Annotated in this window: 28 protein-coding genes; 4 read left to right on the top strand and 24 right to left on the bottom strand. The window is 30.5% G+C overall.

Annotation, left to right across the window (positions count from 1 at the left end):
• Nucleotides 1-40: 40 nt before the first annotated feature.
• Genes MOV50_RS10875 through MOV50_RS10835 form a run of 9 tightly spaced genes read right to left on the bottom strand, consistent with a single transcriptional unit; the run spans nucleotide 41 to nucleotide 7753 of the window.
• Nucleotides 41-1687 carry a hydrogenase maturation protein gene (locus tag MOV50_RS10875; RefSeq protein WP_321777929.1) on the bottom strand — a complete coding sequence of 549 codons (1647 nt, stop codon included), beginning with the start codon at nucleotides 1685-1687 and terminating at the stop codon, nucleotides 41-43.
• Entirely contained in the window at nucleotides 1688-2686 is a 999-nt protein-coding gene (gene hypE / locus MOV50_RS10870) for a hydrogenase expression/formation protein HypE (protein WP_321777928.1), read from the bottom strand.
• Nucleotides 2687-2702: 16 nt separating this feature from the next.
• Nucleotides 2703-3185, bottom strand: coding sequence for a SixA phosphatase family protein (locus tag MOV50_RS10865; protein ID WP_321777927.1), 483 nt, complete (start codon nucleotides 3183-3185; stop codon nucleotides 2703-2705).
• Nucleotides 3186-3230: 45 nt separating this feature from the next.
• A complete protein-coding gene (locus MOV50_RS10860; RefSeq protein WP_321777926.1) occupies nucleotides 3231-3884 on the bottom strand; it encodes a hypothetical protein in 654 nt (217 codons plus the stop codon).
• On the bottom strand, nucleotides 3884-4843 hold the full coding sequence (locus tag MOV50_RS10855) for a Fic family protein (RefSeq protein ID WP_321777925.1): 960 nt from the start codon (nucleotides 4841-4843) through the stop codon (nucleotides 3884-3886). Before MOV50_RS10855 ends, MOV50_RS10860 begins: the two co-directional genes overlap by 1 nt.
• Before the next feature lie 31 nt (nucleotides 4844-4874).
• Nucleotides 4875-6017 (bottom strand): hydrogenase formation protein HypD, encoded by a 1143-nt coding sequence (hypD, locus tag MOV50_RS10850; protein WP_321777924.1) that lies wholly within the window; start codon nucleotides 6015-6017, stop codon nucleotides 4875-4877.
• Nucleotides 6018-6308 (bottom strand): HypC/HybG/HupF family hydrogenase formation chaperone, encoded by a 291-nt coding sequence (locus MOV50_RS10845; protein WP_321777923.1) that lies wholly within the window; start codon nucleotides 6306-6308, stop codon nucleotides 6018-6020.
• A complete protein-coding gene (gene hypB / locus MOV50_RS10840; protein WP_321777922.1) occupies nucleotides 6308-7087 on the bottom strand; it encodes a hydrogenase nickel incorporation protein HypB in 780 nt (259 codons plus the stop codon). The genes MOV50_RS10845 and hypB overlap by 1 nt, the downstream gene beginning before the upstream one ends.
• A 24-nt stretch (nucleotides 7088-7111) precedes the next feature.
• On the bottom strand, nucleotides 7112-7753 hold the full coding sequence (locus tag MOV50_RS10835) for a hypothetical protein (RefSeq protein WP_321777921.1): 642 nt from the start codon (nucleotides 7751-7753) through the stop codon (nucleotides 7112-7114).
• 202 nt (nucleotides 7754-7955) lie between these two features.
• Between MOV50_RS10835 and MOV50_RS10830 the strand changes: the two genes are divergently transcribed.
• A complete protein-coding gene (locus MOV50_RS10830; protein WP_321777920.1) occupies nucleotides 7956-8528 on the top strand; it encodes a transposase in 573 nt (190 codons plus the stop codon).
• A 7-nt stretch (nucleotides 8529-8535) separates the two neighbouring features.
• Here the strand turns inward: MOV50_RS10830 and MOV50_RS10825 are convergent, their stop codons facing one another.
• Genes MOV50_RS10825 through MOV50_RS10800 form a run of 6 tightly spaced genes read right to left on the bottom strand, consistent with a single transcriptional unit; the run spans nucleotide 8536 to nucleotide 10927 of the window.
• Nucleotides 8536-8991, bottom strand: coding sequence for a GyrI-like domain-containing protein (locus MOV50_RS10825; protein WP_321777919.1), 456 nt, complete (start codon nucleotides 8989-8991; stop codon nucleotides 8536-8538).
• A 24-nt stretch (nucleotides 8992-9015) separates the two neighbouring features.
• Nucleotides 9016-9534 (bottom strand): ClbS/DfsB family four-helix bundle protein, encoded by a 519-nt coding sequence (locus MOV50_RS10820; RefSeq protein WP_321777918.1) that lies wholly within the window; start codon nucleotides 9532-9534, stop codon nucleotides 9016-9018.
• Nucleotides 9535-9582: 48 nt separating this feature from the next.
• The gene (locus tag MOV50_RS10815) at nucleotides 9583-9942 is read right to left on the bottom strand and encodes a VOC family protein (protein WP_321777917.1); all 360 of its coding nucleotides are present in this window, start codon (nucleotides 9940-9942) and stop codon (nucleotides 9583-9585) included.
• A 1-nt stretch (nucleotide 9943) separates the two neighbouring features.
• Nucleotides 9944-10231, bottom strand: coding sequence for a helix-hairpin-helix domain-containing protein (locus tag MOV50_RS10810; RefSeq protein WP_321777916.1), 288 nt, complete (start codon nucleotides 10229-10231; stop codon nucleotides 9944-9946).
• 51 nt (nucleotides 10232-10282) lie between these two features.
• Nucleotides 10283-10558 carry a helix-turn-helix transcriptional regulator gene (locus tag MOV50_RS10805; RefSeq protein ID WP_321777915.1) on the bottom strand — a complete coding sequence of 92 codons (276 nt, stop codon included), beginning with the start codon at nucleotides 10556-10558 and terminating at the stop codon, nucleotides 10283-10285.
• 42 nt (nucleotides 10559-10600) lie between these two features.
• Nucleotides 10601-10927, bottom strand: coding sequence for a type II toxin-antitoxin system RelE/ParE family toxin (locus tag MOV50_RS10800; RefSeq protein WP_321777914.1), 327 nt, complete (start codon nucleotides 10925-10927; stop codon nucleotides 10601-10603).
• A gap of 187 nt (nucleotides 10928-11114) precedes the next feature.
• Here MOV50_RS10800 and MOV50_RS10795 point away from each other — a divergent pair, with 187 nt between their 5' ends.
• Both MOV50_RS10795 and MOV50_RS10790 read left to right on the top strand, forming a co-directional pair.
• Nucleotides 11115-11648, top strand: a complete 534-nt coding sequence (locus MOV50_RS10795; protein ID WP_321777913.1) for a hypothetical protein — start codon at nucleotides 11115-11117, stop codon at nucleotides 11646-11648.
• Nucleotides 11649-11951: 303 nt separating this feature from the next.
• Nucleotides 11952-13544, top strand: a complete 1593-nt coding sequence (locus MOV50_RS10790; protein ID WP_321777247.1) for an IS1182 family transposase — start codon at nucleotides 11952-11954, stop codon at nucleotides 13542-13544.
• 233 nt (nucleotides 13545-13777) lie between these two features.
• Here MOV50_RS10790 and MOV50_RS10785 read toward each other — a convergent pair whose 3' ends face one another.
• From MOV50_RS10785 to MOV50_RS10745, 9 genes are all read right to left on the bottom strand, one after another.
• Nucleotides 13778-14131 (bottom strand): hypothetical protein, encoded by a 354-nt coding sequence (locus MOV50_RS10785; protein ID WP_321777912.1) that lies wholly within the window; start codon nucleotides 14129-14131, stop codon nucleotides 13778-13780.
• A 110-nt stretch (nucleotides 14132-14241) separates the two neighbouring features.
• The gene (locus tag MOV50_RS10780) at nucleotides 14242-15789 is read right to left on the bottom strand and encodes a DUF4041 domain-containing protein (RefSeq protein WP_321777911.1); all 1548 of its coding nucleotides are present in this window, start codon (nucleotides 15787-15789) and stop codon (nucleotides 14242-14244) included.
• Nucleotides 15790-15798: 9 nt separating this feature from the next.
• Nucleotides 15799-16209 carry a hypothetical protein gene (locus MOV50_RS10775; RefSeq protein WP_321777910.1) on the bottom strand — a complete coding sequence of 137 codons (411 nt, stop codon included), beginning with the start codon at nucleotides 16207-16209 and terminating at the stop codon, nucleotides 15799-15801.
• Between the two features lie 214 nt (nucleotides 16210-16423).
• On the bottom strand, nucleotides 16424-18595 hold the full coding sequence (hypF, locus tag MOV50_RS10770) for a carbamoyltransferase HypF (protein ID WP_321777909.1): 2172 nt from the start codon (nucleotides 18593-18595) through the stop codon (nucleotides 16424-16426).
• Complete coding sequence (locus tag MOV50_RS10765) at nucleotides 18585-20258, bottom strand: hydrogenase (RefSeq protein ID WP_321777908.1); 1674 nt, start codon at nucleotides 20256-20258, stop codon at nucleotides 18585-18587. Before MOV50_RS10765 ends, hypF begins: the two co-directional genes overlap by 11 nt.
• Nucleotides 20249-20803: a HyaD/HybD family hydrogenase maturation endopeptidase gene (locus MOV50_RS10760; protein WP_321777907.1), complete on the bottom strand. Its 555-nt coding sequence runs from the start codon at nucleotides 20801-20803 to the stop codon at nucleotides 20249-20251. The genes MOV50_RS10765 and MOV50_RS10760 overlap by 10 nt, the downstream gene beginning before the upstream one ends.
• Before the next feature lie 115 nt (nucleotides 20804-20918).
• Nucleotides 20919-21608: a Ni/Fe-hydrogenase, b-type cytochrome subunit gene (gene cybH / locus MOV50_RS10755; RefSeq protein WP_321777906.1), complete on the bottom strand. Its 690-nt coding sequence runs from the start codon at nucleotides 21606-21608 to the stop codon at nucleotides 20919-20921.
• Nucleotides 21609-21619: 11 nt separating this feature from the next.
• Complete coding sequence (locus MOV50_RS10750; RefSeq protein WP_321777905.1) at nucleotides 21620-23353, bottom strand: nickel-dependent hydrogenase large subunit; 1734 nt, start codon at nucleotides 23351-23353, stop codon at nucleotides 21620-21622.
• Nucleotides 23354-23368: 15 nt separating this feature from the next.
• A complete protein-coding gene (locus MOV50_RS10745; RefSeq protein ID WP_321777904.1) occupies nucleotides 23369-24520 on the bottom strand; it encodes a hydrogenase small subunit in 1152 nt (383 codons plus the stop codon).
• 189 nt (nucleotides 24521-24709) lie between these two features.
• Between MOV50_RS10745 and guaB the strand changes: the two genes are divergently transcribed.
• Nucleotides 24710-26155, top strand: a complete 1446-nt coding sequence (gene guaB / locus MOV50_RS10740) for an IMP dehydrogenase (RefSeq protein ID WP_321777903.1) — start codon at nucleotides 24710-24712, stop codon at nucleotides 26153-26155.
• The last annotated feature ends 17 nt before the right edge of the window (nucleotides 26156-26172 follow it).

Here is a 26172-nt window from a genome sequence, read left to right as displayed (position 1 = left end):
ACGCTAACGCTAAGTTTTTTTCAGCAGAAAGCCCATCGTACTAGTACGATTTAAATCTATCTGGTGTTTTAATTGGACATGTTTTATGCACAAACTCATGTCTTAGGATATGAAAAGAGCTATCTTTATCCCAAAACTCAGGATGCATTATTTTTAATTCTTCTTCTTTGCATCTATCTATAAAATTTTCATTTTCTTCTAAATAATCTTGTTTGTCATATATATAATCTTCATATTTCTCTTCATCTTCTACTAAAGCACTACAAAAAACTCTTAAACTATCAAAATAATTCTCTTGTGAAAAAACCTCATCAATCATATTTATCTCTTTTGCTTCATCTGCACTTATTGGCAAGCATCTACTTAGAAGTTCTTTTGCTTTAACTTCTCCTACTCTTTTTGGTAAAGAAAACGAATGATACTCACTTCCACTTAAGCCCAAAGTTTTATAGTGAGGGTTTAAAACAGTTTTCTCAGATGCCACTACATAGTCACAAGCCAGAGCTAAAAAAACACCACCTGCCCCTGCATTTTTATGAAGAGATGCTACTGTTATAACTTCATCCCCAAAGATTATAGATTTAACTAAATCATTCATAGCATTTATATTACTCCAGCCATCTTCACCCTGTTTTTGAGAATCTTGCAAAATATTTAGATGGATGCCATTACTAAAAAACTCTTCAGCACCTATAAGCACTATAACTTTTGAACTCTCTTTTAAATACTCAAATGCATACTTAAGTCTTATACACTGTTCTGAGTGCATCGCACCATTATGAAAGTTAAAACATAAGTATGAAACATCGCCATCTTTGTGAGAACCGATTTCATAAAATGTTTTATAACTCATATCAAAGATGAGAGAAAGTCTATGCTCTTTAACGCCTTTAATCTTCTCTTTTAAAACATAAGTAGCTGGAAGTTTAAAACCACCCTCTTTTATAAGATGACTTATCCAAATAGCTCCATCTATTGTTCCTACACAAATTGCACCATCTCTTTTTGCGATAACTTCTTTTGCTTTACCTTTTAAGCGTTCTTCTTTCCAAACACCAAAAAGATAACAACTAACTCCAAAAAACTCATCTTTCACACCAGGATAACTATCACTAAATCTAATTTTTTTTATAATATCTTCACTTGTATCTTTTTCCCAGTTTATAGCTCTATCAACTTGTTTTAAATATTTATGCATAGGAGTTTTTAACTGTGGGATTGGTATAAAACTTTTGTTTTGTAAATTTACAAGAAGTTCTTTTGTTGCTTTTATACTTGCCTCGGCAACTTCATCTCTATATATAGAAGCCTTTGTAGCATCTCGCATAACAAAATTAACTTCGCTGTATATCTCTCCCGCATCAAATTCTTCATTTGCTTTGAGGATTACTACTCCCCACTCTTTTTTCACTTGTAAAAGAGCATGGTCAAGCGAGTTATGTCCTCTATCTCCTCTAATACCTGGATGAAGTATAAACGAAGGAGTATTTATAAATATTTCTTTTGGAATAAATTTTTTTAAAAATGGACAAAAAATAATATCTGGTTTAAATCTTTGGACTGCATCTATCATTACCTCATCACTAATAGCATATTCTATTGAGATGGTGTGATTCATATCTTTAAGAAAACAAAAAACTCTTTGTGTTAAAGAGTTAAAGGCTGAAACAATTAAGAGTATTTTCATTTAACAGATTCTAGGAAGTAACTCACCACTAGGAGTATCTAAAAATCTTGAAGTTCCCCAAGAACTATTTAAAATAACTTTTTGTTTATGTGTATCGGTAACTTTTGCAATAATAGTTGCTCTAGAGCCATTTTCAAATGTTTTAAGTATCTCAACTGCTCTACTAGCATCTTCTTCTTTTATAGCTAAAACAAAAGTACCTTCATTTGCTAAAGCAGTAGCGTCAAACCCAAGCATCTCACAGATGCCATTAACCTCATTACTAATTGGCAATTTTTCTTCTTCAACTTCGATGCAAATATCTGACTGCTTTGCCCATTCATTTAAAACAGCACTAACACCACCTCTTGTAGCATCTCTAAGAGCAGTTATCTGTATGTTAGCATCTATGAGTGCTTTTACTTGTGGGTATAAAGAAGCACAATCACTCTTTAGTGAACTACTCATCTCAATATCTTCACGAGCAACAAAAATGGTAGCACCATGACATCCGATGTCACGATTTACTAAGATTACATCTTCTTTAGTGATATGGTTTGAGCTAATTCCTTTTTTCATTATCTCACCGATTCCAGTAGTGTTTATAAAAATCTTATCAACACTACCTTTTGGAACAACCTTAGTATCTCCACTTACAACAATAGCACCATTTATTTCAAGTTCTTTTTTCATACTGCGAACTATTTTTTCTAAATCTCTTACTGCAAAACCTTCTTCAATTATCACACTACATGTCAGATACTTTGGTTTTGCACCCATCATAGCTAAGTCATTACAAGTTCCACAAACTGCAAGCTTTCCGATATCCGCTCCAGGAAAAAAAAGTGGACTTACCGTAAAACTATCAGTAGAAAAAGCCAACTCTCCATTATGGATAACAGCTGCATCTTCATTTCGTTCAAGTATCTCATTTTTAAATGCTTTATAAAAAACCTTAGTTATAAGTTCATTGTTCTCTTGACCGCCGTTACCTTGTGCTAGTGTAATGTTTTTATTCATATTTTCTTCTTTTAGTCTAGTTTTTCGGATAATCAAACGAAATTAATCTTGCATTTTGTTTACTTATATCTTTCCATTTATTACAGTTAAATTCAATCTCTACTATCCCACATGTTGGAATATTTTCATCTAATCCAACATACTTTTGAGCCATCATATTTAACTCAAAATTATGTCCGCATAAAAATAAAGTTGAGTTTTTATTATCTACTTTTTTTATCATCTTATGAAGAGTACTTAAACTTGCTTCATATATTTTTTTTCTAAACTTAATCTTATTTTTAAATTTTACTTTTTTAGCAATAGCTTTTATAGTTTTTTTTGCTCTTAACGCGTCAGAAGAAAGTATGATGTCAGGCTTTACACCTTTTGTCCTTAATCTATCTCCCATCTTAGAAGCATCTATTTTACCTCTTTTGTTTAAAGGTCTATCAAAATCGACAAAACCAACTTCTTCCCAACTTGACTTTGCATGTCTTATAATATATAGTTTTTTCATTTGTTTTTTACCATTTCAAAATATAATTCTTTTTTTTTTTCAAACTCACTCATTTTGTTCCTTATAATTTTTTATAATCTTTATTAATTTATCTGTATAATCAGTCTTTAGAAAATTTTTACCACCATCATGTCGTAATACATCATGCTTCAAAATACCCAAGTTTATAAATTTTGTTAACACTATTTCTTCAACTTCTGAAAGGTTTGACATATCATAAAAACCATCATCATCTGGACTATCTATTTCCGTTTTTTCAATCGATGATAACACTTTGTAAAACTTTAAATAATCATCACTTGACAAAGAATTTATATTATAAAATAATGATTTTTCATAATAATTTAAATCATTATTATCTTTATATTGTCCAACCAAATGTGCTAAAATATATATCTGAAATTCATCATCTAAATCAATAACTTTATTTATACTTTCTATAAAAAACTTTTTTTCTATTTCATTTAAATTATTAATAAAATCTAAAACAGTTTTAGATTTTTCATTTTCAATATATTTTAAAAATATCTTAATTTTTTTTTCCATAAACGCTGTTTTAAATGTTAAATATGCTTGTCCTATCTTAATTTCATTTTCTAATAATGTAAAAATTCCTTTTGCAATAGGTGTAATAAATTTTTCTATTAACTCATCTCCAGCTTTATCAACAATATCAATGCAATTATCTAGTTTTTTCATTATATCACTTCCCAATATCCACTTCTAGCACTACCGACTCTTTTAATTTTATTTTCTTCTTTTAATTTTTCTAAATCTCTTTTAATAGTCTTCTCATTTACTTCAAATTTTAATGCCAATTCTTTTACTGTTATTTTTGAATTTCCAACTATTAAATTTAATATAGAAACTTCTCTATCTTTAGGGACATTTTCAGGGACATCATTGGGGACATTTTTTATCGCTTTAAAAATCACTTCCAACATAAACTCGATAAAAGGCGTACTTTCTCCCAGTTCACCTGAACCTTCTAAAGCTTTGTAATATCTATCTTGATAGTCTCTCACAATACTTTCAGTGGCAATAGAAGAAAAAATACTTTTGTAGTTATATAAAATTACACTTTGCCAAAGTCTTCCGATGCGACCATTACCATCACCAAAAGGGTGAATAAATTCAAACTCATAGTGAAATACACTACTTTTTATCAGAGGATGATCATCTGAGTTTTTTAGCCACTCAAACAAATCGCTCATCAATTCTGGAACTCTATCATGCGGTGGTGCTACATGACTTACGCCACTTTCACTGCCAACTCCAACATTAACTCTTCTAAAAGTTCCTGCTTTTGTTAAAATGCCATTCATTAGTATTTCGTGTGCTTTAAGTAGGTCATCCAAAGAATCATACTTGTACTCTTCAAATTTCTCATACGCTTTTATAGCTCCATCTACTTCTGCAAGTTCTCGCACAGTACCGAGAACTCTTTTACCATCTAAGATAGCTGTAATTTTTTCTTCACCTAAAAAGTTTCCTTCTATCTCTAAAGTACCAGCAAGTGTTTTTATACGATTTGTTCTTCTCAGATATGGAGTTATTGAAGTCTTTTGAGTGCTCTCTATTTTAGTTAAAGATTCAGTTATCTCACTCACTAGATTTAGCATCTTAGAGGTGATAGTAAAAGGTGGTTGATAACTCATAACTTTATACCTTGCAAATTTCAATGATTTATTATATCAAATTTCCATATTTATAGTAAGCCGAACATGCACCTTCACTACTAACCATACAACTTCCAATAGGAGAAGTTGGTTTACAAGCAGTACCAAATATCGTGCATTCGGGAGGAGATGCCATACCTCTTAGTATATCTCCACAGATGCAAAGCTTATGGTCTTCTATCTCTTCAAGTGGCAACACATCTTTATAAATTACTTCAGCATCATACTCACTAAATTCTGTTTTTAATTTCAATCCGCTCTTAGGTATGTTTCCTAAACCTCGCCATTTAAACAGGTCTGCTTTATCAAAATACTTTTCTATCAGTTTTTGAGCTTTTATATTTCCCTCATGAGTTACAAGTCTTTTATATTCTATTTCAAGCTCGCATCTATCTTCTACGAACTGCTTAACTATCATGCTAATACCTTGCATAACATCAACAGGCTCAAACCCAGTCACAACAACTGGTCTTTTATAATCTCGCGGAAACTCTTCATAGATTTTACTTCCACTTATAACACTTACATGAGATGGTCCTAAAAAGGCATCAATCTTATTATTATAACTATCAACATGAACATCTCTGCTATCGATTAGCTCTTTCATAACCTCAGGAACTGTTACATGATTTATATGAAAGTATATATTTGTTATTTTTTTATTAACTACAGCATTAAGAAGTGCCGCTGTCATTGGAGTAGTAGTTTCAAAACCTATCGCAAAAAATATTACTTTTTTACTTGGGTTATCATTTGCTATTTTTATACAATCTAAGGGAGAGTAAACAAATCTAACATCAGCACCTTTAGCTCTAGCATCTTGAAGACTACCTTTACTTCCTGGTACTTTTATCATATCGCCTAAAGTAACCAAGATAACATCTTCTTGCATACTTAAAACATAAGCATGGTCAATTCTCTCTTTTGGAATAATACAAACAGGGCAACCTGGACCGTGAACAAATTTAATATTTTTAGGTAAGAGTTGAGGAATACCAAACTTCATAATAGTATGAGTATGACCACCACAAACTTCCATAATATTTATAGGTTTTTTTAATTTTTTTGCATCTTCATTTATGATTTTAGCAAAGGCTTTAATGGTATTTCCATCTCTAAAATCATCATAGAGGTTGTTTAATTTTAACTCCATTTAAGCTCCTCTATTTGCACACTCGTCGTCTTCTAGTATTGCCATCTGTCTATCTTCTTCATTCATCGCTTCAATAATTTCTTTATAAAGTTCTAAACTCTCAAGTGCTTCTGTTTCATCAATTTTATTCATTACAAAACCTATATGAAGAAGTACATAATCGCCTATTTTCACATCGCCAACTTCGAGTAAATCTAAACTTGCGGCTCTTTGAACACCCATTGTATCAACTGTTGCAGTATTTGTTTCTTTATCAATTTTAACTACTTTTGAAGGGATTGAAAGACACATTATCTCATCTCCATTTTAAATTTTATCCACTGTGCTACTTTTTTTATACTTTCTTCATCTTTTGTACTAACTTCAAGTATATCAACATTTGGTTTTAACTTTCTTGCATCTGCTTTTTCTTTTTCCATGTCATAATCGAAGTGCGGAAGTAAATCAACCTTGGTAAAAAGCACTAAATCAGCTTTACGAAACATTACAGGATATTTGATAATTTTATCTTCACCTTCAGGAATACTCACTAAAATGATATTTAAATGACTTCCAACATCATAAGATGCTGGACAAACTAAGTTACCAACATTTTCTATAAAACAAACATCCATAGCATCTAAGTCCATATGGTGCAGAGCTTTATGAACCATAAAAGCATCTAAGTGACAAGCTGAACCTGTTTGAATTTGATGAGCCTCTATACCTTTGGCTTTTAATCTATCAGCATCTCTACTTGTTTCTAAATCACCTTCAACAACACCAAATTTAAAATCACATACATCTGCTAGATGCTCTAACAAAGCAGTTTTTCCACTTCCAGGAGAACTCATCAAGTTTATACAAAGTACATTTTTTGAATCAAAATGCTGTCTATTATGCCCTGCTTCATGATCATTTTTATCTAATATTTTTGTAATTATAGATATAGTTTTTGGATCGTTTAACTGTGGGTTATCATGTAGATGCTGATGTGCACCTTGATGTTCTGACGAATTTCCATGAGAGTGTTCGTGTGTGTGAGAATGTCCCACACTATCTGTTATACTACAACCGCAATCTTTACACATAATTTATATTCCTTAATTTCATTTCTATCCGAGTATCATATTGGTTCCGACAACAACTGATACTAAACCTGCTGTTGCAAAAACTCTTTTTAAATTCTTTTTAGAGTTTAACAAATTTTTATTAATATACAATATTACACTACCAAAACCTACAAATATAACCATTACTCCAAGAGCAAAAGCTACAACCATTACTAAATCAACACTTCCTGATTCAAGCATACCAAGAGTTACAAGCATTCCTCTAACTCCACCAACACCCATTAACACACCGATAGTAAATGCTGATGATGTATCACGGTTATCATGTTTATGTTCTTTACCAAACCAAATATGAACATGTTCTTGACCATTATGAATATGTTTTTTCAACTGAATTCTGTCACTATAAACCATAAATAAAAGATAAATTCCCATCATCAATATTACAGATGCCGATATGGTATCTCCATAACCAAGTATTACTTCACTTATATTATAAGTATCTAATATCTTTGCAAAAATAAAAAGTGCTAGTCCATGACCAATAGCAAACATTGTTGTAATAGTCATAGTCTTTTTTTTGCTTTTTCCTATTGAAAAGTCTGCTATTGCAGTTAGGTGATCAGGTCCAAAAGCGTGTAATATTCCATACCAAAAGATGAGTAATAATCCAAAATTTTCCATTAAATTTCCTCTTAAACGAATAAGTATTCATATTTTATATTTTTATAATTAAAAGTAAAGTTAATTATATGCTTTCTTATATAGTTTTAGGACTAAACTATGTTAAAATGTCTTTATGAACTGTATTTACTGCAATAATAAAAAATTATATCACTTAAAATCTGGACAAGTGAAGTGTTCTAGATGCAAAAAGAAGTATTCATTGGAAAAAATAAAAAAAGATTTACTCTTAATAGACGCTTTTTGTGAAGACTTAACAGCCAATGAAACTACAAAAAAAACTAAACTAAATTATATAACTGTAACAAATAGATTTAAGCTTTTTAGAGTGCTAATAGCTAACTTTCTTGAAGATATATATAGAGATAAAAATGTTATAGAATATGATGAATACACTTATTTGCCACAAAGTAAAAAAAGAGTAAAAGAAAATATTTTTGATGCTCATAATTTTATTACTTTTCATTTTGAAAACCAAGTCTTTAATCTACTTATGCCAAGTCTACATGTTTACAAAAAACAGTTTTTAGATGATGCAGCGGAGGAAGCCTACTTTAAAGAGTTTTCAAAATACATGATGTTAAATAAAATCTCAAAAACGCAAAAAAGAGAAAATATCATCACAAAATTTTGGCTTTATTTTGAAGACTCTATACTAAAATACAAAGGCATAGAAAATAAAAACTTTTTTCTTTATTTAAAAGAGATTGAGTTTAAATTTAATTATAAAAAGACTAAACAAAAAGAGATACTTAAAGCTCTTTATTATGCATAGAAAGTACTTATTCTATTGAAATATAAATTTCTATTTCATTTTTCTCTTTATAGTGTTCAAAATCAGTTTTATAAACTCTTTTGTATTGAGAGTTTTCATTTGAAAAATACTTCCAAATTTTACCCCAAGTTTCTATGACTGCTTGTATTCTTGCATTATCATCAGTTTCTTTGAGTGTTTTATGAAACACTAAATATTTACCTTTTTGAATTGTGATTTTGTCTAAATTCTCATTTGAAATCTCATACCCTGCTAGTACATCAAATTCACCATTTGCATCTGACTCAAAGTTATAGTAAATTCCGTAAACTCTTTCACCATCTTTATAATTTACTTCTACTGTACTATAAAATTTTTGCCATATAGCACCTATTTTTGCAGTTTTTGGATCCATTTCATTTGAATTTTTTGTTCTTGTTGAAATACCATATATTAATTTTTCTTCAATCTCTTCTACTCTCATAATTTTCCTTATATGTTTATTTGTTTATTTGTATATTTTTAGTGCTTTTTTATACTTTTTAAGTTTTTTCATTGCCCAATCATAGTGACTTGATGTTGCTGAAATGAGATAAGAGGCTAAGGATGTTGTACCTGTCCATTTATATCTCTTTTTTTCAAACAATTCTTCATCGTTGTATTTATTTATAACTTCTTGAACTTCTAAAAATGATTTTTCAAGCATCTTTAATATTTCATCATATTTGGTTGTTTGATAATTTTTCCAAATTTTTTGATTTAGTGATGCAATAGTTCTAAAAGTATAACCCTTTGCAGGAATATCGGGTTTTTCTCTACTCATTCCAACTTTATGCCAATCTAACATCATCAAGTGCCATTGATGAAGATGTGCTAAGATATCTCTTATATTTTTATCTCTATCTTCAAATGGTATTTTACCGTTTATGATTTCTTCTTCACCAAAAGACTCTATTAATTCAAACATTTTCTTAAAATTACTATTGCTTAGTTCTAAAAGTTCATCTTTATTTTTAGGTCTTGGCATTTTTTATCCTTTAAAGTTTAGTTGAGAAATATTTGAAGTCGTAACTTGTTATGCACCTTTGTCTGACCAAACTGCAAATTCATTACCATTAGGGTCACTAAAATGAAACCTATGACCACCAGGGAACTCAAATATTGGTTTTATTATAGAACCATCAGCATCTATAATTTTTGATTGAGTAGTTTTTAAATCATTACTATAAAAAACGATTAAAGCACTTCCATTTGTTGTTGATGAAGACAGATTAGATTTATAAAATCCTCCATCAAGTCCCTCTTTTGAAAATGCAATATACTCAGAACCATAATCTGCAAATGACCAATCAAATACTTTGGTAAAAAAAGTTTTTGTAGCTTGAAGATCTTTAGCTGGTAATTCAACATAGTTGATTTTTTCATGTACATTCATTTTATTTTCCCTCTTTAAAAGTTTGTTTTCGTTTTTGTGTAAAAGTCCACCATGGTTGTGGTTCTCCACCTTCCATAAAATCTACTACAGACATAAAGACATCTATAACACAATGGTCAACAGGTTCACCTTTTTTTATACAAAGTTCATTGTACAAGTCAAAAGGATTTTTTCCAATTAAATTTTGAGGTTTAGATATACCAATTAATCTTAGGTCTGAACTAATAGCTTTTCCAAGATTTGGTAAGGCTTCTAGTTTTGAAACAGTTTTTCTATTTGGATTTTTCATGTTGTCCTTTTATGTAACGGTCACGCAGGCGAATAACTTGTTGGTACACCTTTAAACTAGTTGGATTTTTAGCTCTTTACCCATTATATGAGCAAAAGCTTGAAGCGTTGATAGTCTAATATCTTGAGCATGATTTTCTATTCTAGAAATTGCAGATTTTTTTGTATGCATTGCTTCCGCTATCTGTTCTTGAGTAAAACCTGTTTCTTTTCTAGCAAGTTTTAACATTTCACCTATTTTAAACTCTTGATATCCATCATCAAAATTTAAAGTAAACTCAGTATCACTTTTTTTTCTTTTTAAAATATATTTTTTTAAATCACTCATGTAATTCTCCTCGTGAAAGATATTCATCTTTTCTTTTTTGAGCTAAAGTAATTTCAAACTTTGGAACTTTTTGGTCTTTACCCTCAAGAGGCACCCCGTCTTTTTGAAGCTATTTGTAAGTACAACAAATATGCCATCATATTCAAAACCTAAAAGTCTAAAATTGTTTTTACCAATTTGAGCTCTTATTTCTATAATTCCATCACAATTACTAAGTCTTTTATAAAATTTAGTAGACACATTGTCCATATCTTCAATTAGACTCAAAACCCATGTAACTTTTTGAGCTTCTTTTGAAGACAATGAATCAAGAAAATCTTCAATAGGACTTTTTCCTGATAATGTTTTATAGAATTTAATTTCTTTCATAAGCTAATGTTAACATAAATGTGAACTTTCATCAAGCTTATCTCTTGTTTCACCTCTCCTGAGGTGTAACTAATTAACCCTTAATTTCATAGGCATTCCATCTTCGGAAAGATGGAACGATAAAAGAACTAAAAAAAGAAATATTAACTGTTAATTGTATATACTATTTAGAATAAAAGGATTGAAATTGAAAAAACTTACGCTTAGTATCTTTACACTTATGTTGTCAATCAACATATATGCTTCTTGCAAAAGAACACCCATATTAGAATATGTTTATGAAACAAAAGAAAACCTAGAAATTCACTATTTATCTAATATCGAGAGGTCTAAACTATCTTTATCTTACGTTCAGAAATTTTTAAATATGAATGCTTTATCTTCAGCTAGGAAAGTTCTTAACGACTCAGATTGCTTCTTATCAAATAATTATAGCATCGCGAAGGTTCTTAAGAAAGACCATAACTATACTGACGATATGATTAAGAACATAGCAAAAAGAAAGGCTGCTGAGAACAATGCTAAAATAGAAGCTGCAAGAAATGCTGAAATAGCAGCTGAAAAAGAAGAATTTGATAAGATAATAGGGAAACTAGCTGAAAAATTTAAAGATATTAAAAAAACACCTGATTCTATGAAGTGCAAAAAGTTTTCCACTAAGTTAAAAGAGAACCCTTCTCATTCTCGTTTTGCAAAAGGATATTTTAAATACTGTAAGTAACTATATAGTGAAAGATATAATCATAGTGGAATGTCCCTATAAACTAGACAATTACTAACCCAGTAAAAACCTACTTTTAGCTTTTCCAAGATTTGGTAAGACTTCTAGTTTTGAAACTGTTTTTCTATTTGGATTTTTCATGTTGTCCTTGCTTATTTTCTTGTTCCACCGCTCCTGAGACTGTGAAATAACTACTATTTCCAGTCTCATTCATATAAACACATCCAATCAAGCAATTTAAAATCAATTTTTCAGTATAATAACACCAAACAAAGCCCTGTATTTAGGCTTTTAAGGCAACTAATGAGTGAACTATATAAACAAGGTTTAAATAGAAATCAGCAATTATTATTTCCACCAAGTATTGATGATTATGTAGATGAAGATAACAATGTAAGAGCAATAGATTCTTATGTAGAATTATTAGACTTAACTAAACTGCAGTTTTCAAATACAAGAAAAAGTGATAGAGCAGATGGACAAAAAGCTTATAGTCCTAAACTACTGTTAAAAATATATATTTATGGTTATCTAAATAAGATAAGAAGTTCAAGAGCATTAGAAAAAGAGTGTAAAAGAAACCTAGAACTAATATGGCTAGCACAAGACTTAAAACCAACATATAGAACTATATCAGAGTTTAGAGCAAGGAATCCAAAAGCACTAAAACAAGTATTTAAAGAGTTTGTAGTTTTATGTAAAAATATAGATTTAATAGGGGATGGATTAAAAGCTGTTGATGGAGCATTTTTAAGAGCGAATGCCTCTAAAAATCAACTAATATTGAAAAAGACACTGGATAAAGATTTAACTAAAATTGAAACTGAAATAGAAGAGTATCTCAAATCACTAGAGTATGCAGATAAAGAGAAACAACCATCAAGTATCATTAATAAACTACCAAAAGATTTAAGAAAACTAAAATATCAACAAGAAGAGTTATCTAAAAACTTAAAACTTTTAGAAGAGATGGGTAAAACTCAATATAATAAAACAGATTCAGATGCTTCTCTTATGAAAAAACCTGCACATAACCTTATGGCATATAATTCACAGATAGTTGTAGATGATTCATTTAAATTCATAGTAGCTACTGATATTTCAACAGTAGGTAGCGATAGAGCACAACTGCATAAGATGGCAAAAGAGACTAAAGAAAATTTAGGAGTAGATAAACTAAAGATAGTAGCTGATACAGGATATTATAGTGCTAAAGAATTTAAAAAATGTAGTGAAGATAATATTAATGCTATTGTTCCTTTAGCAAATATGAGACAAGTTCAAAAAGACAAAGGTAAATTTACAAGAGATGAATTTATTTACAATGATAACAATGATTGCTATATATGTCCTAATAATTATCAACTAAAAAAAAGAATTGCACCACAAATAAAGAATGATAAAGTTAATTTCATTTATACAGGTACAAGTGCAATATGTAAAGCTTGTCCTCTCAAAGATAAATGTATACCTACAAAAGCACCATATAAACAAATATATAGATGGGAACATGAGTATATAACAGAAGCACATAATAAAAAGATGCAAACTGAAGAATCTAAAGTAATAGTCAAAAAAAGAGGTTCAATAGTTGAACATCCATTTGGAACAATTAAAAGAACTTTAGGTTGGGATCATTATCTTGTTCGTGGCAAAGAAAAAGTATCAGGTGAAAATGCACTTATCATGTTTAGCTATAACTTTAAAAGACTTTTAAATTTGATAGGTATAAATCTATTTCAAAAACTGATGATAGCTTTAAAAGATAGAGATATAAGTTCCATAAAAGAAGAAATAGCTCAATATATAGCTAACTCTTTATTATATGTAGTTTGTTTTTTTAGAATTTACTTTATGCTTAAATTTAAAAGTAGAAAAGCTATAATTTTAAGATAAAAAATCATCCCATTGGAGACCGTAAAATAAACTGTTGTTATTTCACAGTCTCTCCTAATGTGTAACTGGTTTAGTTCTTTAATTTTATAGGCATTCCATCTTCGGAAAGATGGAACTAGAAGGCTTCTTTATTATTCATAACTTGATAATAAGCTTGTCCTAAAGCTATTCCACCATCATTTATAGAAGTTTCTTGTTGATAGTAGTATTTTATCTTTTCTTAATACTAAACTTTACCATTGATTCCAGCGTGAGATACCAATTAATATAAAACCGATTATCCATATATAGCTATATATTTTTTCCAAATTTAATATCCAACCTCTAAAGTCTGTTAAATTGAAATTTCTATTATCTGGACTAGCATTAGACTTGATATTAAAAAATCGAATTTGAACTACTGACAAAAATACTATTGCACTGCCAGAAGCCCAAATACGGTTTCCAATCCAAAAGTCATCTAATTTTGAGTAATAAAAACTAAGAATTAAAAGTAAATATAAAATAAATGACATAGAGGAAAAAAAAAGAAAGCTATTTTCACTTGCTATTACTGCATCTTTTGGTATTTTTGGTGTGTATGACATATGATTCCTTCGTATAATACATTAAGCAACTAAATACTATAAAATGAAGGAGTCAATATTTAACCAGTCCCCAAATATTTGCTCCTTCATTTTGTTATGTTTGTAAGTCTTTAAACTTTCAGTACATCTTTTAATTTTATACTCTCATAATAATCCTCAGCTAATGCTGTCATTTTGAAATCAATTTTTATATCAATAATATTATCGACTTCTTCTTTTATCTCACTTAAGCTTACATTGAAAAATTCTTTCCTATGATTAACTGCATTTAATCTTTTATGTGTAAATTTTTCATGTAATTCTCGTTCTAATCTAGGGGCATCATCACTAAAAATCATGGCATGTACATCAAATATAAAAGGTACAGATGCATCACCCAATTCTTTAACCCTATCTAATGGTTCAAGTCGTCTAGTCATACCAATTTTATAAATATTTTTACCGAACGAACCAATGTTTGATATCACATAAACATGTCCTCGTTTTGTTTGTTGTGCCATACTTTTCGCTCGTTCTTCATTAGCTAGTGCTTCTTCTAAATTTAATTCTAAAAATGATATTTTTGCAATAAGTTCATTTTTGGTTACATCATCAACAACATCTAGTTCTTTTCTTGCTTGCTCCAAAGCAAGTCTATACATTTTTTCTTCTTTTTCAGCTTTTGCTAATGCAATTTCATATTCTCTTATAGCTTGATTTTCTTCTCGTATTTGTTCTTTTATAGCTTTTTGTTCCTCTTTTTCATATGCTTGTTTTAATTTAAATTGATATTGTAATGTACATTCATTATATTTTAATTTTACATATTCTTCTGTAAAAGCACAAGATAAAGATAATGCTGACTTTTCTATTTCATTAGCTAGCTTTTCTATCTTTTCTAATGTATTTGCAAAGTTACTAGGCTTTAATAAATTAATTAATAAATCAGTTTCTATATTAAAAGCTTTAAGCATAATCTTTGACTGCCCTTTAATTGCTTTTTTAGCATCTCCTGACTCATCTAAAAAAGCAATTTCTTCAGGTATAGTAATAGCTTGTCCTATTTTAATAAGTTCTTTTTGCTCTTGACGAATTAGAAGTATTTCTTCTTTAAATCGTTGGCTTGTTTCAAAAAGATATATAGGTTCTTCAAAAAATCCAACAGCAATTAAATTATGTACTTGTGAATATAATTGAATGTCTTTTTTAATATCATTTATTTCATTCGTAAGTTCGTTTTTTTTGTTATTAATTTCTAAAATATTATGTTCACATTTTTCTAGTTCATTTTTTAAGATGATAACTGATTCATTTAATGTTTCACTTTCCTTCTCTAATTTAATAAGACTTTGTAATTCTAATTTTTTTTCTTCTAAATCTTTATGATACTGTGAAAGAATTTTTTCTTGTTCTATTTTATCTAATTGATTTTTTTTTTGTAAGTTTTTATATTCATCTTTTAATTTTAATAAATCTTTATTATATTTTATAATCTGCTCTTCGAGTAATAAATTATCTGTTTTGTTACGCGTTAACACTTCATTATATTTTGTAATTTGTTCTTCAAGTGACAACCCATCTGTATTTTTATTTTTGTATTGGATTATCGCATACATAGCTATAATTGTCGATATAATACTAATAACAAATAAAATACCTGTAATAATATTAATTTCCATCTTCCATTCCTATTGTAAAATTTTTCTCATTATTTCTATTCGTATATTTTTTCTTTGTAAAGTTCTATTTTCAAATAATGTTTTATCATTTTCTAAAATATGTTTTATATGTTCTTGTTTAATTTTTTGTTCTTCTTTCCATTCTTTTTCTCTTTCTTTAAATTCTTGCATTTTTTTTCTGTGTTCTTTATTCGCTTTTTTATATTCTTGCTCTGCTATCTTACTTGCTTTTCTACTCTCAGCGAGTTCTGCATTTATTTCACGCATATTTTCTTTATGCTCTCGTCTATCATTAGCAATTTTAGCTTTTTCTTGTCTAACTATTTCTCGTTCTTGAGCTTTTTCTTCTTTTAATATTTTTTTGTTTGCATTATCAATAGTTCTAGCTACTTTCTTTAATAAACTAATACCTGTACCCATTGAAAATCCTAATTTATTTATTTTTGAATATACCGCCAAGGGTCGAGGGACACATCTATCTTCTCCGACATTTTGTTGTTTTCATGCGAAGTGACAAAACAACTATTTATTCAACAAACACTATAACGAAAGTAGACTTAATGTAGAAAAAGAAATCACTTGATATAGTTTTCTAGTTCCACCTTTACTGAGGTGTAACTGGTTTAGTTCTTTATTATTGCATAACTTGATAATAAGCTTGTCCCAAAGCTATTCCACCATCATTTATAGAAGTTTCTTGTTGATAGTAGTATTTTATATTTTCTTTTTTCAGGTCTTTTATTATTAGCTCTAAAAGTGTTTTATTTTGAAAAACACCACCACTTAAGATGACATCTTTTTTCTCTTGTTTTGAGATATCTAAGACAATTTTACATAAGGTATTTATATAGATGCTCACTATTTCTTTATCAAAAACATCAAACTCTATCTCTATAACTCCATCTATGACTTTATACTCAAATACCTTTGTTATCTCAGGTTTATAATTTTGCTCACATATTAGCCCTGCTTCACCTTCATAAGTTTGAAAATGAAGTAGGTTAGAAAAAGAAGCGATAGCATCAAACATTCTACCAACTGAACTACTTTTAGGAGCATTTAGATTTTTACTGTAACTTTGATGAAGAATTTTTACTTCACTCTTTTTAAATGATTTTACAAGTTCTAAGTTTAAACTCAACACTTTATCTAAAGTATATCTATCAAAAAGCATACTCAAAGCGACTCTACGAGGTTCTTTTATAGCCTTTTCTCCACCAAGAAGTTTGATGGATTTAAAAGTGTATTTTCTTTTATCACCTAAAAAAATCTCTCCACCCCAAAGTAAACCATCATCCCCATAACCAGTTCCATCAAAACTAAATCCTAGATAATTTCCATCAAGAGCAAACTCAGCTTTTGTTGCATAGATATGTGCTAAATGATGTTGAACTTCTTTTAACTCTTTATCTTGTTGTTTCGCCCAAGAAGTAGTTTCATAGTTTGGATGTTTATCATAGACTATGATGTCTGGCTCAAAATCATAAAATCTTTTAAAAGTTTCTATCGTTGCTTGGAAAAATTCAAAAGCTTTTAAAGAACCTAAATCTCCGATGTGAGGAGATAAAATAATATTATCATCAATTACAAAAGCTATCGCATTTTTGGCGTTTGCACCAACTGCTAAGATTTTCTTTTTACTCTTAAATGGCAGTTTAATAACCTTTGGTCCAAAACCACGAGATAGTCTTAGCATCTGCACTTTCGCATCTACCACTTGAAGTAAAGAGTCATCAACACCATTTATTATCTCTCTATCAAAATCCAATATAAACTCAACAAAAGACAATTTTTCTTTTATCATATTGGCATCTATGATTATTGGCTCATTTGCCAAATTTGCACTTGTTGCAACTATTGGGTTTTCTAGATGCTCAAAGAGTAAATGATGAAGTGAAGTATAAGGTAAGAAACAAGCTATTCTATCTATATTTGGAGCGATATACTTTGAATATTTGCCACTATTTTTTATATTCTTTTTTAAAATAACGATTGGTGCTTCTTTTGAAGTTAAAAGTTCACTCTCTTTTTCACTCATAGATGCTATTTCTTTAACTTGCTCTTCATCTTTACACATTATGGCAAAAGGTTTAGAAGGTCTATGCTTAAACTCTCTTAACTTTTTTATAACTTCACTATTATTAGCATCACAAATTATATGAAAACCGCCTATTCCTTTTATGGCAACTATTTTTCCACTTTTAATATTATCTGCTGTTTTTTTGATACTCTCATTTAAAGTTGGTCCGCAACTATTACAAGATATTGGCTGTGCGTGGTATCTGCGATTGAGTGGATTTTTATATTCATCTTTACAAGAGTTACACATTGTAAATCTTTTCATAGAAGTGTTTACTCTATCATAAGGAACAGTTTTTATTATGGAGTATCTGGGTCCACAATTTGTACAGTTTGTTGCAAAATAATTTAAGTATTTTTTGGTATTTTTTATATCGTTTAGACACTCTGAACATGTAGCAATATCTGGAGAAATTAGAGCAGTTTTAGAAGTAGCATCTAGAGTATTTGTACTTTGAATAATCTCAAAGGTTGTATAATTTTTCTGTTTTTTTTCTGTTTTTTGAAGTTTATCTATTCTAGCTAAAGGAGGGAGCTCGGAGTGTAAAAGTGTTTCAAATTTAGATATGTTTGCATCTAAGCCTTCTACTTCTAACTCTACACCATTTTGATTATTTTTTACGAAACCCTTAAGAGAGAGTTGTGTAACTAACTTATATATAAACGGACGAAATCCAACACCTTGGACTTGCCCAAATATTTCAAACTTTACTCTTTTAATCTGCAACTAATTCATTTCCACCATATAAGATATTATCACCATCTACCGAGATTTCTTTGTTAAAATAAAGCTCATGATTTATAGACACTTCTTTATCTAATTTACTAAAGAGATGATTGTTTCCAAGAAGTGAACCCGTAACTACTACAACATCTGTACTTAGACTTTCTTTTATATCATCTAATTGTCCTGAAACAAACTCTACAAAACTCTCTATTACTCCATAACAAAGACTAAGTGGGTCTATTCCTGCTAGTCTAAAAGTCATAGCTGTTCTTATAACCATAAGTGGGTCAAGAAAAACTTTTCCCTTTATAGTACTTAGTTTATAATCAATTCTAGGACCTTTTGAACCTAAAAATAATTTTGCATTTTTTTCTAAAGTATTTGCACTTTCATATAAATCTTCATCATCACTCATATCTAAGATAATTGCGATTATTCCCCATAATTTATAAACATTTAAATCTTTATCATCAAAAGTAATTTTAGATATTTTTTCACAATGCTCTGGGTATTTTTCTTTATATGAACTTAGAAGTTTTGAAGCTTTTTCATCACTTGCATCTATCGCCTCAAATATTTGAGCGATTGAACTAAACTCAAACTTAAAAGAAAGATATTCAATCATTCCAAATTTTTTAGAAAAAGCTAAGATATTGTTATGATAATCTTTACTCAAGTTAAGCCCAACAACTGTTTTATCAAAGAGTTTATGTTCTTTTATTACAGAGTTAAAAGCACCAACAAAAGGTACTACTTTCTCTGAAGAAAGATTAAATTTTGGTAGTCCTTTATTTCCACTTAAAATAATAATATTTTTTTCTCCAACTACACACTCAATCGGTTTTAGATTAATTTTTGGCTCAATTAAAAGTAACTCATCTTGGTAATCAATTTTATCTTGAGTCATAAAAACAAAATTAATTCCATTTTTTTGCAATTCTAAAGAGATAAAGTGAAGGATTAAATCATCTGCTAATTTAAATCTTACTAGTTCTTTCTCAACTCCCTCAAAATCAACTTTAAACTTTAGGTTTGTTTTTAACTCTATAAGTGGTTTTTCAATCGCACCTAGAGCAATTATCTCATTTTCTGTTGCACTTGTATAGTTTTGTATTGAGGAAAGGTCGTAACTTAAAATATCAAAAGAAATGTCATTACACTTTTGACTTAATTTACCTAAAAAATATTCACCATAAAAAGTATTTACTTTTACAATATTTCCATCACTAATAGACTTAGCAATTCTTTGAAAGTCTGTTTGATGATTCTTAGCATCTAGATTTACATCATAACCACACACTTCACATTCACAAAATGAGTTATAAAAGTCAGCACTTGACTCATCTAAAACTTTTTTCAGACAACTTGGACAAAAGGATAAAGCAGGTTTTGATTTTTCTTCTAAAACAAACTCTTCTTCGGGAAGAGTATCAACAACATTTACTTCTGTATTATTTAAAAATATTGAATGAGGAAGTTCTAAAGAAAGCTTATTTGCAAACTCTTCTAATTCAACTGAATTCTCAGAACTTACATAAAGTTTTATCGTTTTATCTATTTTAACAAGTTTGCCCTCTAAGTTTGAGTTTTTTAAAACTCTTAAAAGAACTTTTTCATAAACTAAAGATGATGATGAATATTCAAATACAAACTCTAATAACACTCTGTACCTCTCAAATAAGATGTTTTTGCAACTTCTTGAAGATCAACATCTTTATTTTTTATACTTACTTCCATGCCTAACTCTTCCATATATTTAATGATTGAGTCTTCCATCGTTAAACAAGCGTTTAAAACTTCTTTTGTAATTGTAAATGTTGTATCTTCTCCAATAACATAGGGAATCACTCCAACAATTTTTACAGGAGGAAGGTCGCCTAGCATATCAATCATCTGTAAAGTTTGTAGCATCTCTACTTCATGTGCACTACCTTGCCAAGTTATATAATCAGGAACTGCACTAAAATCAAAACTATAAACATCACCTATATTTCCATCTTTTACATTTACACAGTCTATAAGAACAACTCTGTCGTAATCTGTAATGATTGGTATTAAAATTTGAGCAAGTGTACCACCATCAACTAAACTAACACTATGTTCTTCAGATGCAAAACTATATTTTTCATCTAAAAAATTTGTTAAATGAACGCCAATACCTTCATCACCAAACAATACATTACCGATACCTAAAATTAATATTTTCACATTACTCCAATATTACTAAAAAAAAAGTTTCTAATCAATCATTCTAGCAAAAAATGATTGATTAGAAACTTTAATATTTCTTTTGAAAAAAAAGCAAGGAAAACCTTGCTTTAATTTAATCTTTTTTACGCCATTTCAAGCCACTAAATATTGCGTCCATTCCACCCTCTTTACCAAAGACAGCATTATAAACAGCCATATAAACATGACCTAAAACAAATAACATAATACCCCAAGTTAGAATATGGTGAATAGTACGAACTGTTGCAAGTCCACCAATCATAACTTCAATACTTTTCATAGTATCATATAACGCTCCACCAAGACCTTGATGGTATACATGAACATAAAGTATCAACCCTGTAATAATAAGAGCAAATAACATTATATATAAAGTAACATACGCCATAAACTGAATAGGATTATATACCCCTTTTAGTTTTGGATGCTTAGATACTAGTAAATAGTACCCAATTTGCTTACCCCATACTAGAGGATTTAGAACATCCATCAAAGATGATCTTTCTATACTACATTTTTTTGTAAATAAAAACAGATAACTTTTAAATATTACTGCTGATATTAGAACAAATCCAAAAATCACATGCCAAGATCTAATAAGAGCTTGCATGAAATTTGTTGGTTCAGCATTTACTGCTGGTGTTAAAAATGGATCAGCAATATAAAATCCTGTTAGCGTTAGAGCAACAATAGATAATGCTCTTATCCAATGTTGCCATCTATATGGTGACCCGAATTCTTCTTCGCGTACCATTTCAATATTTCCATGAGCTTCATTATTCATCATTTCTCCTTTTATACGCTACATCCGCCATAAAGAGGATCTAATTTATAGACACTCAGCTCGTTACCTTTTGTATCCATAACATGAACAGCACAAGCAATACAAGGGTCATAAGAATGAATAATTCTAATAATCTCTAATGGTTGAGATAAATTTTCAATTTTTAATCCAACTAAATCAGCTTCATAAGGTCCTTTAACACCTTTTGAATCCATAGGACCTGCATTCCAAGTAGATGGAACAACAGCTTGATAATTTTCTACAACACCATTTTTAATTCTTATCCAGTGACTTAACATTCCACGAGGAACATCACCCATACCTCTACCTTTATACTCTTTGTTTTTATCAATAGTATAGGTAGCACAAGTTTCTTGATCAACTTTTAAGTTCTCAATTAGATTGTTAAAAGCTACAAGTGCATTATCTGCAACTAATTTTGCTTGTAACATTCTTGCGGCTGTTCTACCTAGCGTAGTAAACAGTGCTCCAACAGGAAGACCTGTTACTTTTAAGAAGTCGTTAACAAGTTTTTGAATCTTTTTATTACCACTTGCATAACCAACAACTAAACATGCTAGTGGACCAACTTCCATCGGTTTACCATCATATCTAGGTGATTTAATCCAACTATATTTATCTTTTTCATTAATCTGTTTAGACTTAATCATCTTACCATCTGGTCCAACAGTTTCTCCATCTACAAAACCTGTATAGTTTGGATCTGTTTCACCATCATAAGGATGAAGTGGTTTATCATTTTTGTACCATGAGTGAGTTGCTTCTTCAGTAATTAAATCTTCATTTAATTCAAATACTTTAGTTAAATCTCCATTCATAACGATTCCTGTATTGAATAGTTTTTCACCTCTACCAATAACAAAATCTTCGTATGCCATAAAGTTAAGAACACCTATTTGCTTAACAACTGAACCTTCAGTTTTAAACATCTCTCCAGCCATAACGATATCTGGGTAGTAAGCATTATTAATAAAATCAGCAATTTTTTGAAATTTAACCATATATTCACCCATTTTAGCTGGGTTTAATATATCCATAACACAGGTAACTCCACCAACCGCTAAACTTTGTGGATGTGGATTTTTACCACCAAAAATAGCTAATAATTGCGCAGCTACTCTTTGAATTTCTAAAGCGTGTAAATAATGTGAAAGTGCTATTAGATTTTGTTCTGGAGTGAACTTGTAAGTTCCATGTCCCCAATATGCGTTTGCAAATGGCCCAAGTCCTTGAGGATTCTTAGCAAATTTTCCTATTTTTTCTTGAACTCTTATAAGATCATTTTCACCAGTAGCTATTGGGCTTTTTGAATATTTAAACGCCAATTTACTAGCTTTTGCAGGGTCTGCACTAAGTGCTGAAACGATATCAACCCAGTCAACACCATGAAGATGATAAAAGTGAACAACATGATCATGCATAAATAATGCAGCATTCATAAGTGTTCTTACTAGTTCAGCATTTAAAGGAATTGTAATTCCTAATGCATCTTCAATAGCCATTGTACTTTTTAAATAATGAGAATAAGTACATACACCACAAATTCTTTGCATCATTAGTGGTACATTTCTTGGATCTCTTCCTTTTGCTATAACCTCTAAACCTCTCCATAAAGTTGAAGAAACAAAAGCATCTTTTACAATACCATCATCACCAACGATAACTTCAGCTCTTAGATGTCCTTCTATTCTTGTTATTGGATCTACTATTACTCTTTTTGACATATCTATGCTCCTTAATTATTCTTTTGGTGGTTTAACTGCTGATATTGCTGCGTGTGCTGCAATTCCAATAGCTGTAACTGTAAGTAAACCTAAACCAATTTTATCTGCTGTTGCGTCAGAACCAAGTCCACCAAATGCTGTTTGATAAAGTCTGTTCGCAAGTGGTTCTCGTAAATCACCCATAGTATCCCAGAAATCTGGCTCACTACAGCCCATACAGCCGTGTCCAGCTTGAACTGGCCAAGATGTACCTTCATTGAATTTTTGCTTAGAACAGTTGTTAAAAGTATAAGGACCTTTACAGCCTACTTTATATAAACAAAATCCTCTTTTAGCACCTTCATCACCAAATTGCTCTACAAATTCACCTGCATCAAAATGACCGCGTCTTTCACACATATCGTGAATTCTTTCGCCATAAGCCCATTTAGGTCTATTGTAAGCATCTAGTGCAGGAAGAGTTCCATATAGCAAGAAATGCATAAGCGTTCCAACAATATTACTCTCACTTGGTGGACAACCTGGTACATTTATAACAGGTTTATTAATTACATTACTAAGTGAAGTGGCATTTGTAGGATTTGGATAAGCTGCTTGAACTCCACCAAAAGATGAACAAGTTCCAATAGCAAAAATAGCCGCTGCATTTGCAGATACTTCTATTGCTGTGTCTTCTCCTGTTCTACCATGGCCACCAATAGTTAAAAAGTGACTACCATTACCATGAGGAATTCCACCTTCAACCATAAGAACATATCTACCTTTGTATCTTTCGATAGCATGTTCAAGGTTTTGCTCAGCTTGCCAACCTGCTGCTGACATAATAGTTTCTTGATACTCTAAAGATATATGATCAAAAATCAAACTATCAATACTTGGCGATGCTGATCTTAATAAAGACTCAGTACAGCCTGTACACTCTGCCATATGTAACCATACAACAGGAAGTCTGTCCGCAACTTCTGCAGCTTTTGCTACAAGTGGTGTGAAACTAGCAGGAAGTGATAACATCGCTGTAACTGTTCCAGCCCATGCCATAAACTCTCTTCTAGAGAAACCATTTTCTTCCATTAACTCAGGAATTGATTTTTTATCATCAATTCTAGATAACTTAGATAACTCTTCAACTCGAGCTGACAACTTTTTGTATAAACCGTCGTTCACCATAATTCTCTCCTTTTAACTTTGCAATACTCATATATAAATGAATACTCATTCAGAGAAAGTCTATATAAATCTATCTTATACTTAGCTTAATATAATATTACTCCTGTAAAGTAATTTAAAATTGTAACTTTACTTATTTTTAACAACTAAAAAGATATAATCCATCTATTATTCCATCAAAGGACAATTATGAAGATTCGTAAACGCGCACTGACATTTGAAGATGTACTTTTAGTACCACAATATTCTGAAGTATTACCAAAAGAGGTTTGTTTAGAAACTAAACTAACTCGCAACATAAAACTTAAAATCCCTATGGTTTCTGCTGCTATGGATACTGTAACAGAGTACAGAGCAGCGATAGCAATGGCAAGACTTGGTGGTATCGGGATTATTCATAAAAACATGGATATCGAAGCTCAATGCAAACAAGTAACAAAAGTGAAAAAAAGTGAAAGTGGAATCATTATAGACCCTATTTTTGTTCATCCAGATGCCTCACTAGCAGATGCTGAGAAACTTATGAGTGAGTTTAGAATCTCTGGTGTTCCTGTTGTAGATGGTCACAACAAACTTTTAGGAATCCTTACAAATCGTGACATGCGATTTGAAAAAGATATGCGTAAACTGGCATCTGAAGTAATGACAAAAATGCCTCTTATCACAGCATCTAAAGGAATCTCTCTTGATGATGCTGGTGACATCATGCATAAAAATAAAATAGAAAAGCTTCCTATTATAGATAAAGATGGATTTTTAAAAGGTCTTGTAACTATAAAAGATATTAGAAAACGAATCGAATATCCTAACTCAAACAAAGACTCATTTGGAAGACTTGTTGTAGGTGGAGCTATAGGTGTTGGTCAATTTGATAGAGCAAAAGCACTTGTAGATGCGGGGTGTGATGTTTTAGTTCTTGACTCTGCACATGGTCATTCTAAGGGGATTCTTGATACTGTTAGAAAAATCAAAGATACTATGGAAGTTGATGTAATTGCTGGAAATATAGCAACAAAAGAGGCCGTTCTTGCACTTATAGAAGCTGGGGCAGATGCTGTAAAAGTTGGTATCGGACCTGGTTCAATCTGTACTACTAGAATTGTTGCTGGTGTTGGTGTTCCTCAAATCTCTGCTATTGATGAGTGTGCAAAGGCAGCTAGACCTCATGGTGTGCCTGTTATAGCAGATGGAGGGATTAAATACTCTGGAGATATTTCAAAAGCTTTAGCTGTTGGTGCTTCATCTATAATGGCTGGTTCACTTTTAGCTGGAACTGAAGAATCACCAGGCGAAACCATCATGTTTCAAGGTCGTCAATACAAGTCATACCGTGGTATGGGAAGCATTGGGGCTATGCAAAAAGGTTCTAACGACAGATATTTTCAAGAAGGAACTGCTGCTGATAAGCTAGTTCCTGAAGGTATAGAAGGTCGTGTTCCTTTTCGTGGTTCTATCTCTGGGATAGTTCATCAAATGATGGGAGGGCTTCGTGCATCTATGGGATACTGCGGAAGCAAAAATATAGAAATTTTCTGGGATAAAGCAGAATTTGTAGAAATAACAAGTGCTGGACTAAAAGAAAGCCATGTTCACGATGTAATCATAACTCAAGAAGCACCTAACTATCATGTATAATCTAGTTCCCTCTCCCC

This window comes from Sulfurimonas sp. (genome assembly GCF_029027585.1).
GTDB lineage: Bacteria > Campylobacterota > Campylobacteria > Campylobacterales > Sulfurimonadaceae > Sulfurimonas.
The sequence above is the reverse complement of the archived record's forward strand: the minus strand, read 5'-3'. Positions and strand labels throughout refer to the sequence as shown.

Excerpts from the sequence above, each read along its gene's own strand:
- MOV50_RS10875 (WP_321777929.1), bottom strand. The coding sequence starts at position 1,687 with ATGAAAATACTCTTAATTGTTTCAGCCTTTAACTCTTTAACACAAAGA.
- hypE (WP_321777928.1), bottom strand. The coding sequence starts at position 2,686 with ATGAATAAAAACATTACACTAGCACAAGGTAACGGCGGTCAAGAGAAC.
- MOV50_RS10865 (WP_321777927.1), bottom strand. The coding sequence starts at position 3,185 with ATGAAAAAACTATATATTATAAGACATGCAAAGTCAAGTTGGGAAGAA.
- MOV50_RS10860 (WP_321777926.1), bottom strand. The coding sequence starts at position 3,884 with ATGAAAAAACTAGATAATTGCATTGATATTGTTGATAAAGCTGGAGAT.
- MOV50_RS10855 (WP_321777925.1), bottom strand. The coding sequence starts at position 4,843 with ATGAGTTATCAACCACCTTTTACTATCACCTCTAAGATGCTAAATCTA.
- hypD (WP_321777924.1), bottom strand. The coding sequence starts at position 6,017 with ATGGAGTTAAAATTAAACAACCTCTATGATGATTTTAGAGATGGAAAT.
- MOV50_RS10845 (WP_321777923.1), bottom strand. The coding sequence starts at position 6,308 with ATGTGTCTTTCAATCCCTTCAAAAGTAGTTAAAATTGATAAAGAAACA.
- hypB (WP_321777922.1), bottom strand. The coding sequence starts at position 7,087 with ATGTGTAAAGATTGCGGTTGTAGTATAACAGATAGTGTGGGACATTCT.
- MOV50_RS10835 (WP_321777921.1), bottom strand. The coding sequence starts at position 7,753 with ATGGAAAATTTTGGATTATTACTCATCTTTTGGTATGGAATATTACAC.
- MOV50_RS10825 (WP_321777919.1), bottom strand. The coding sequence starts at position 8,991 with ATGAGAGTAGAAGAGATTGAAGAAAAATTAATATATGGTATTTCAACA.
- MOV50_RS10820 (WP_321777918.1), bottom strand. The coding sequence starts at position 9,534 with ATGCCAAGACCTAAAAATAAAGATGAACTTTTAGAACTAAGCAATAGT.
- MOV50_RS10815 (WP_321777917.1), bottom strand. The coding sequence starts at position 9,942 with ATGAATGTACATGAAAAAATCAACTATGTTGAATTACCAGCTAAAGAT.
- MOV50_RS10810 (WP_321777916.1), bottom strand. The coding sequence starts at position 10,231 with ATGAAAAATCCAAATAGAAAAACTGTTTCAAAACTAGAAGCCTTACCA.
- MOV50_RS10805 (WP_321777915.1), bottom strand. The coding sequence starts at position 10,558 with ATGAGTGATTTAAAAAAATATATTTTAAAAAGAAAAAAAAGTGATACT.
- MOV50_RS10800 (WP_321777914.1), bottom strand. The coding sequence starts at position 10,927 with ATGAAAGAAATTAAATTCTATAAAACATTATCAGGAAAAAGTCCTATT.
- MOV50_RS10790 (WP_321777247.1), top strand. The coding sequence starts at position 11,952 with ATGAGTGAACTATATAAACAAGGTTTAAATAGAAATCAGCAATTATTA.
- MOV50_RS10785 (WP_321777912.1), bottom strand. The coding sequence starts at position 14,131 with ATGTCATACACACCAAAAATACCAAAAGATGCAGTAATAGCAAGTGAA.
- MOV50_RS10780 (WP_321777911.1), bottom strand. The coding sequence starts at position 15,789 with ATGGAAATTAATATTATTACAGGTATTTTATTTGTTATTAGTATTATA.
- MOV50_RS10775 (WP_321777910.1), bottom strand. The coding sequence starts at position 16,209 with ATGGGTACAGGTATTAGTTTATTAAAGAAAGTAGCTAGAACTATTGAT.
- cybH (WP_321777906.1), bottom strand. The coding sequence starts at position 21,608 with ATGAATAATGAAGCTCATGGAAATATTGAAATGGTACGCGAAGAAGAA.
- MOV50_RS10750 (WP_321777905.1), bottom strand. The coding sequence starts at position 23,353 with ATGTCAAAAAGAGTAATAGTAGATCCAATAACAAGAATAGAAGGACAT.
- MOV50_RS10745 (WP_321777904.1), bottom strand. The coding sequence starts at position 24,520 with ATGGTGAACGACGGTTTATACAAAAAGTTGTCAGCTCGAGTTGAAGAG.
- guaB (WP_321777903.1), top strand. The coding sequence starts at position 24,710 with ATGAAGATTCGTAAACGCGCACTGACATTTGAAGATGTACTTTTAGTA.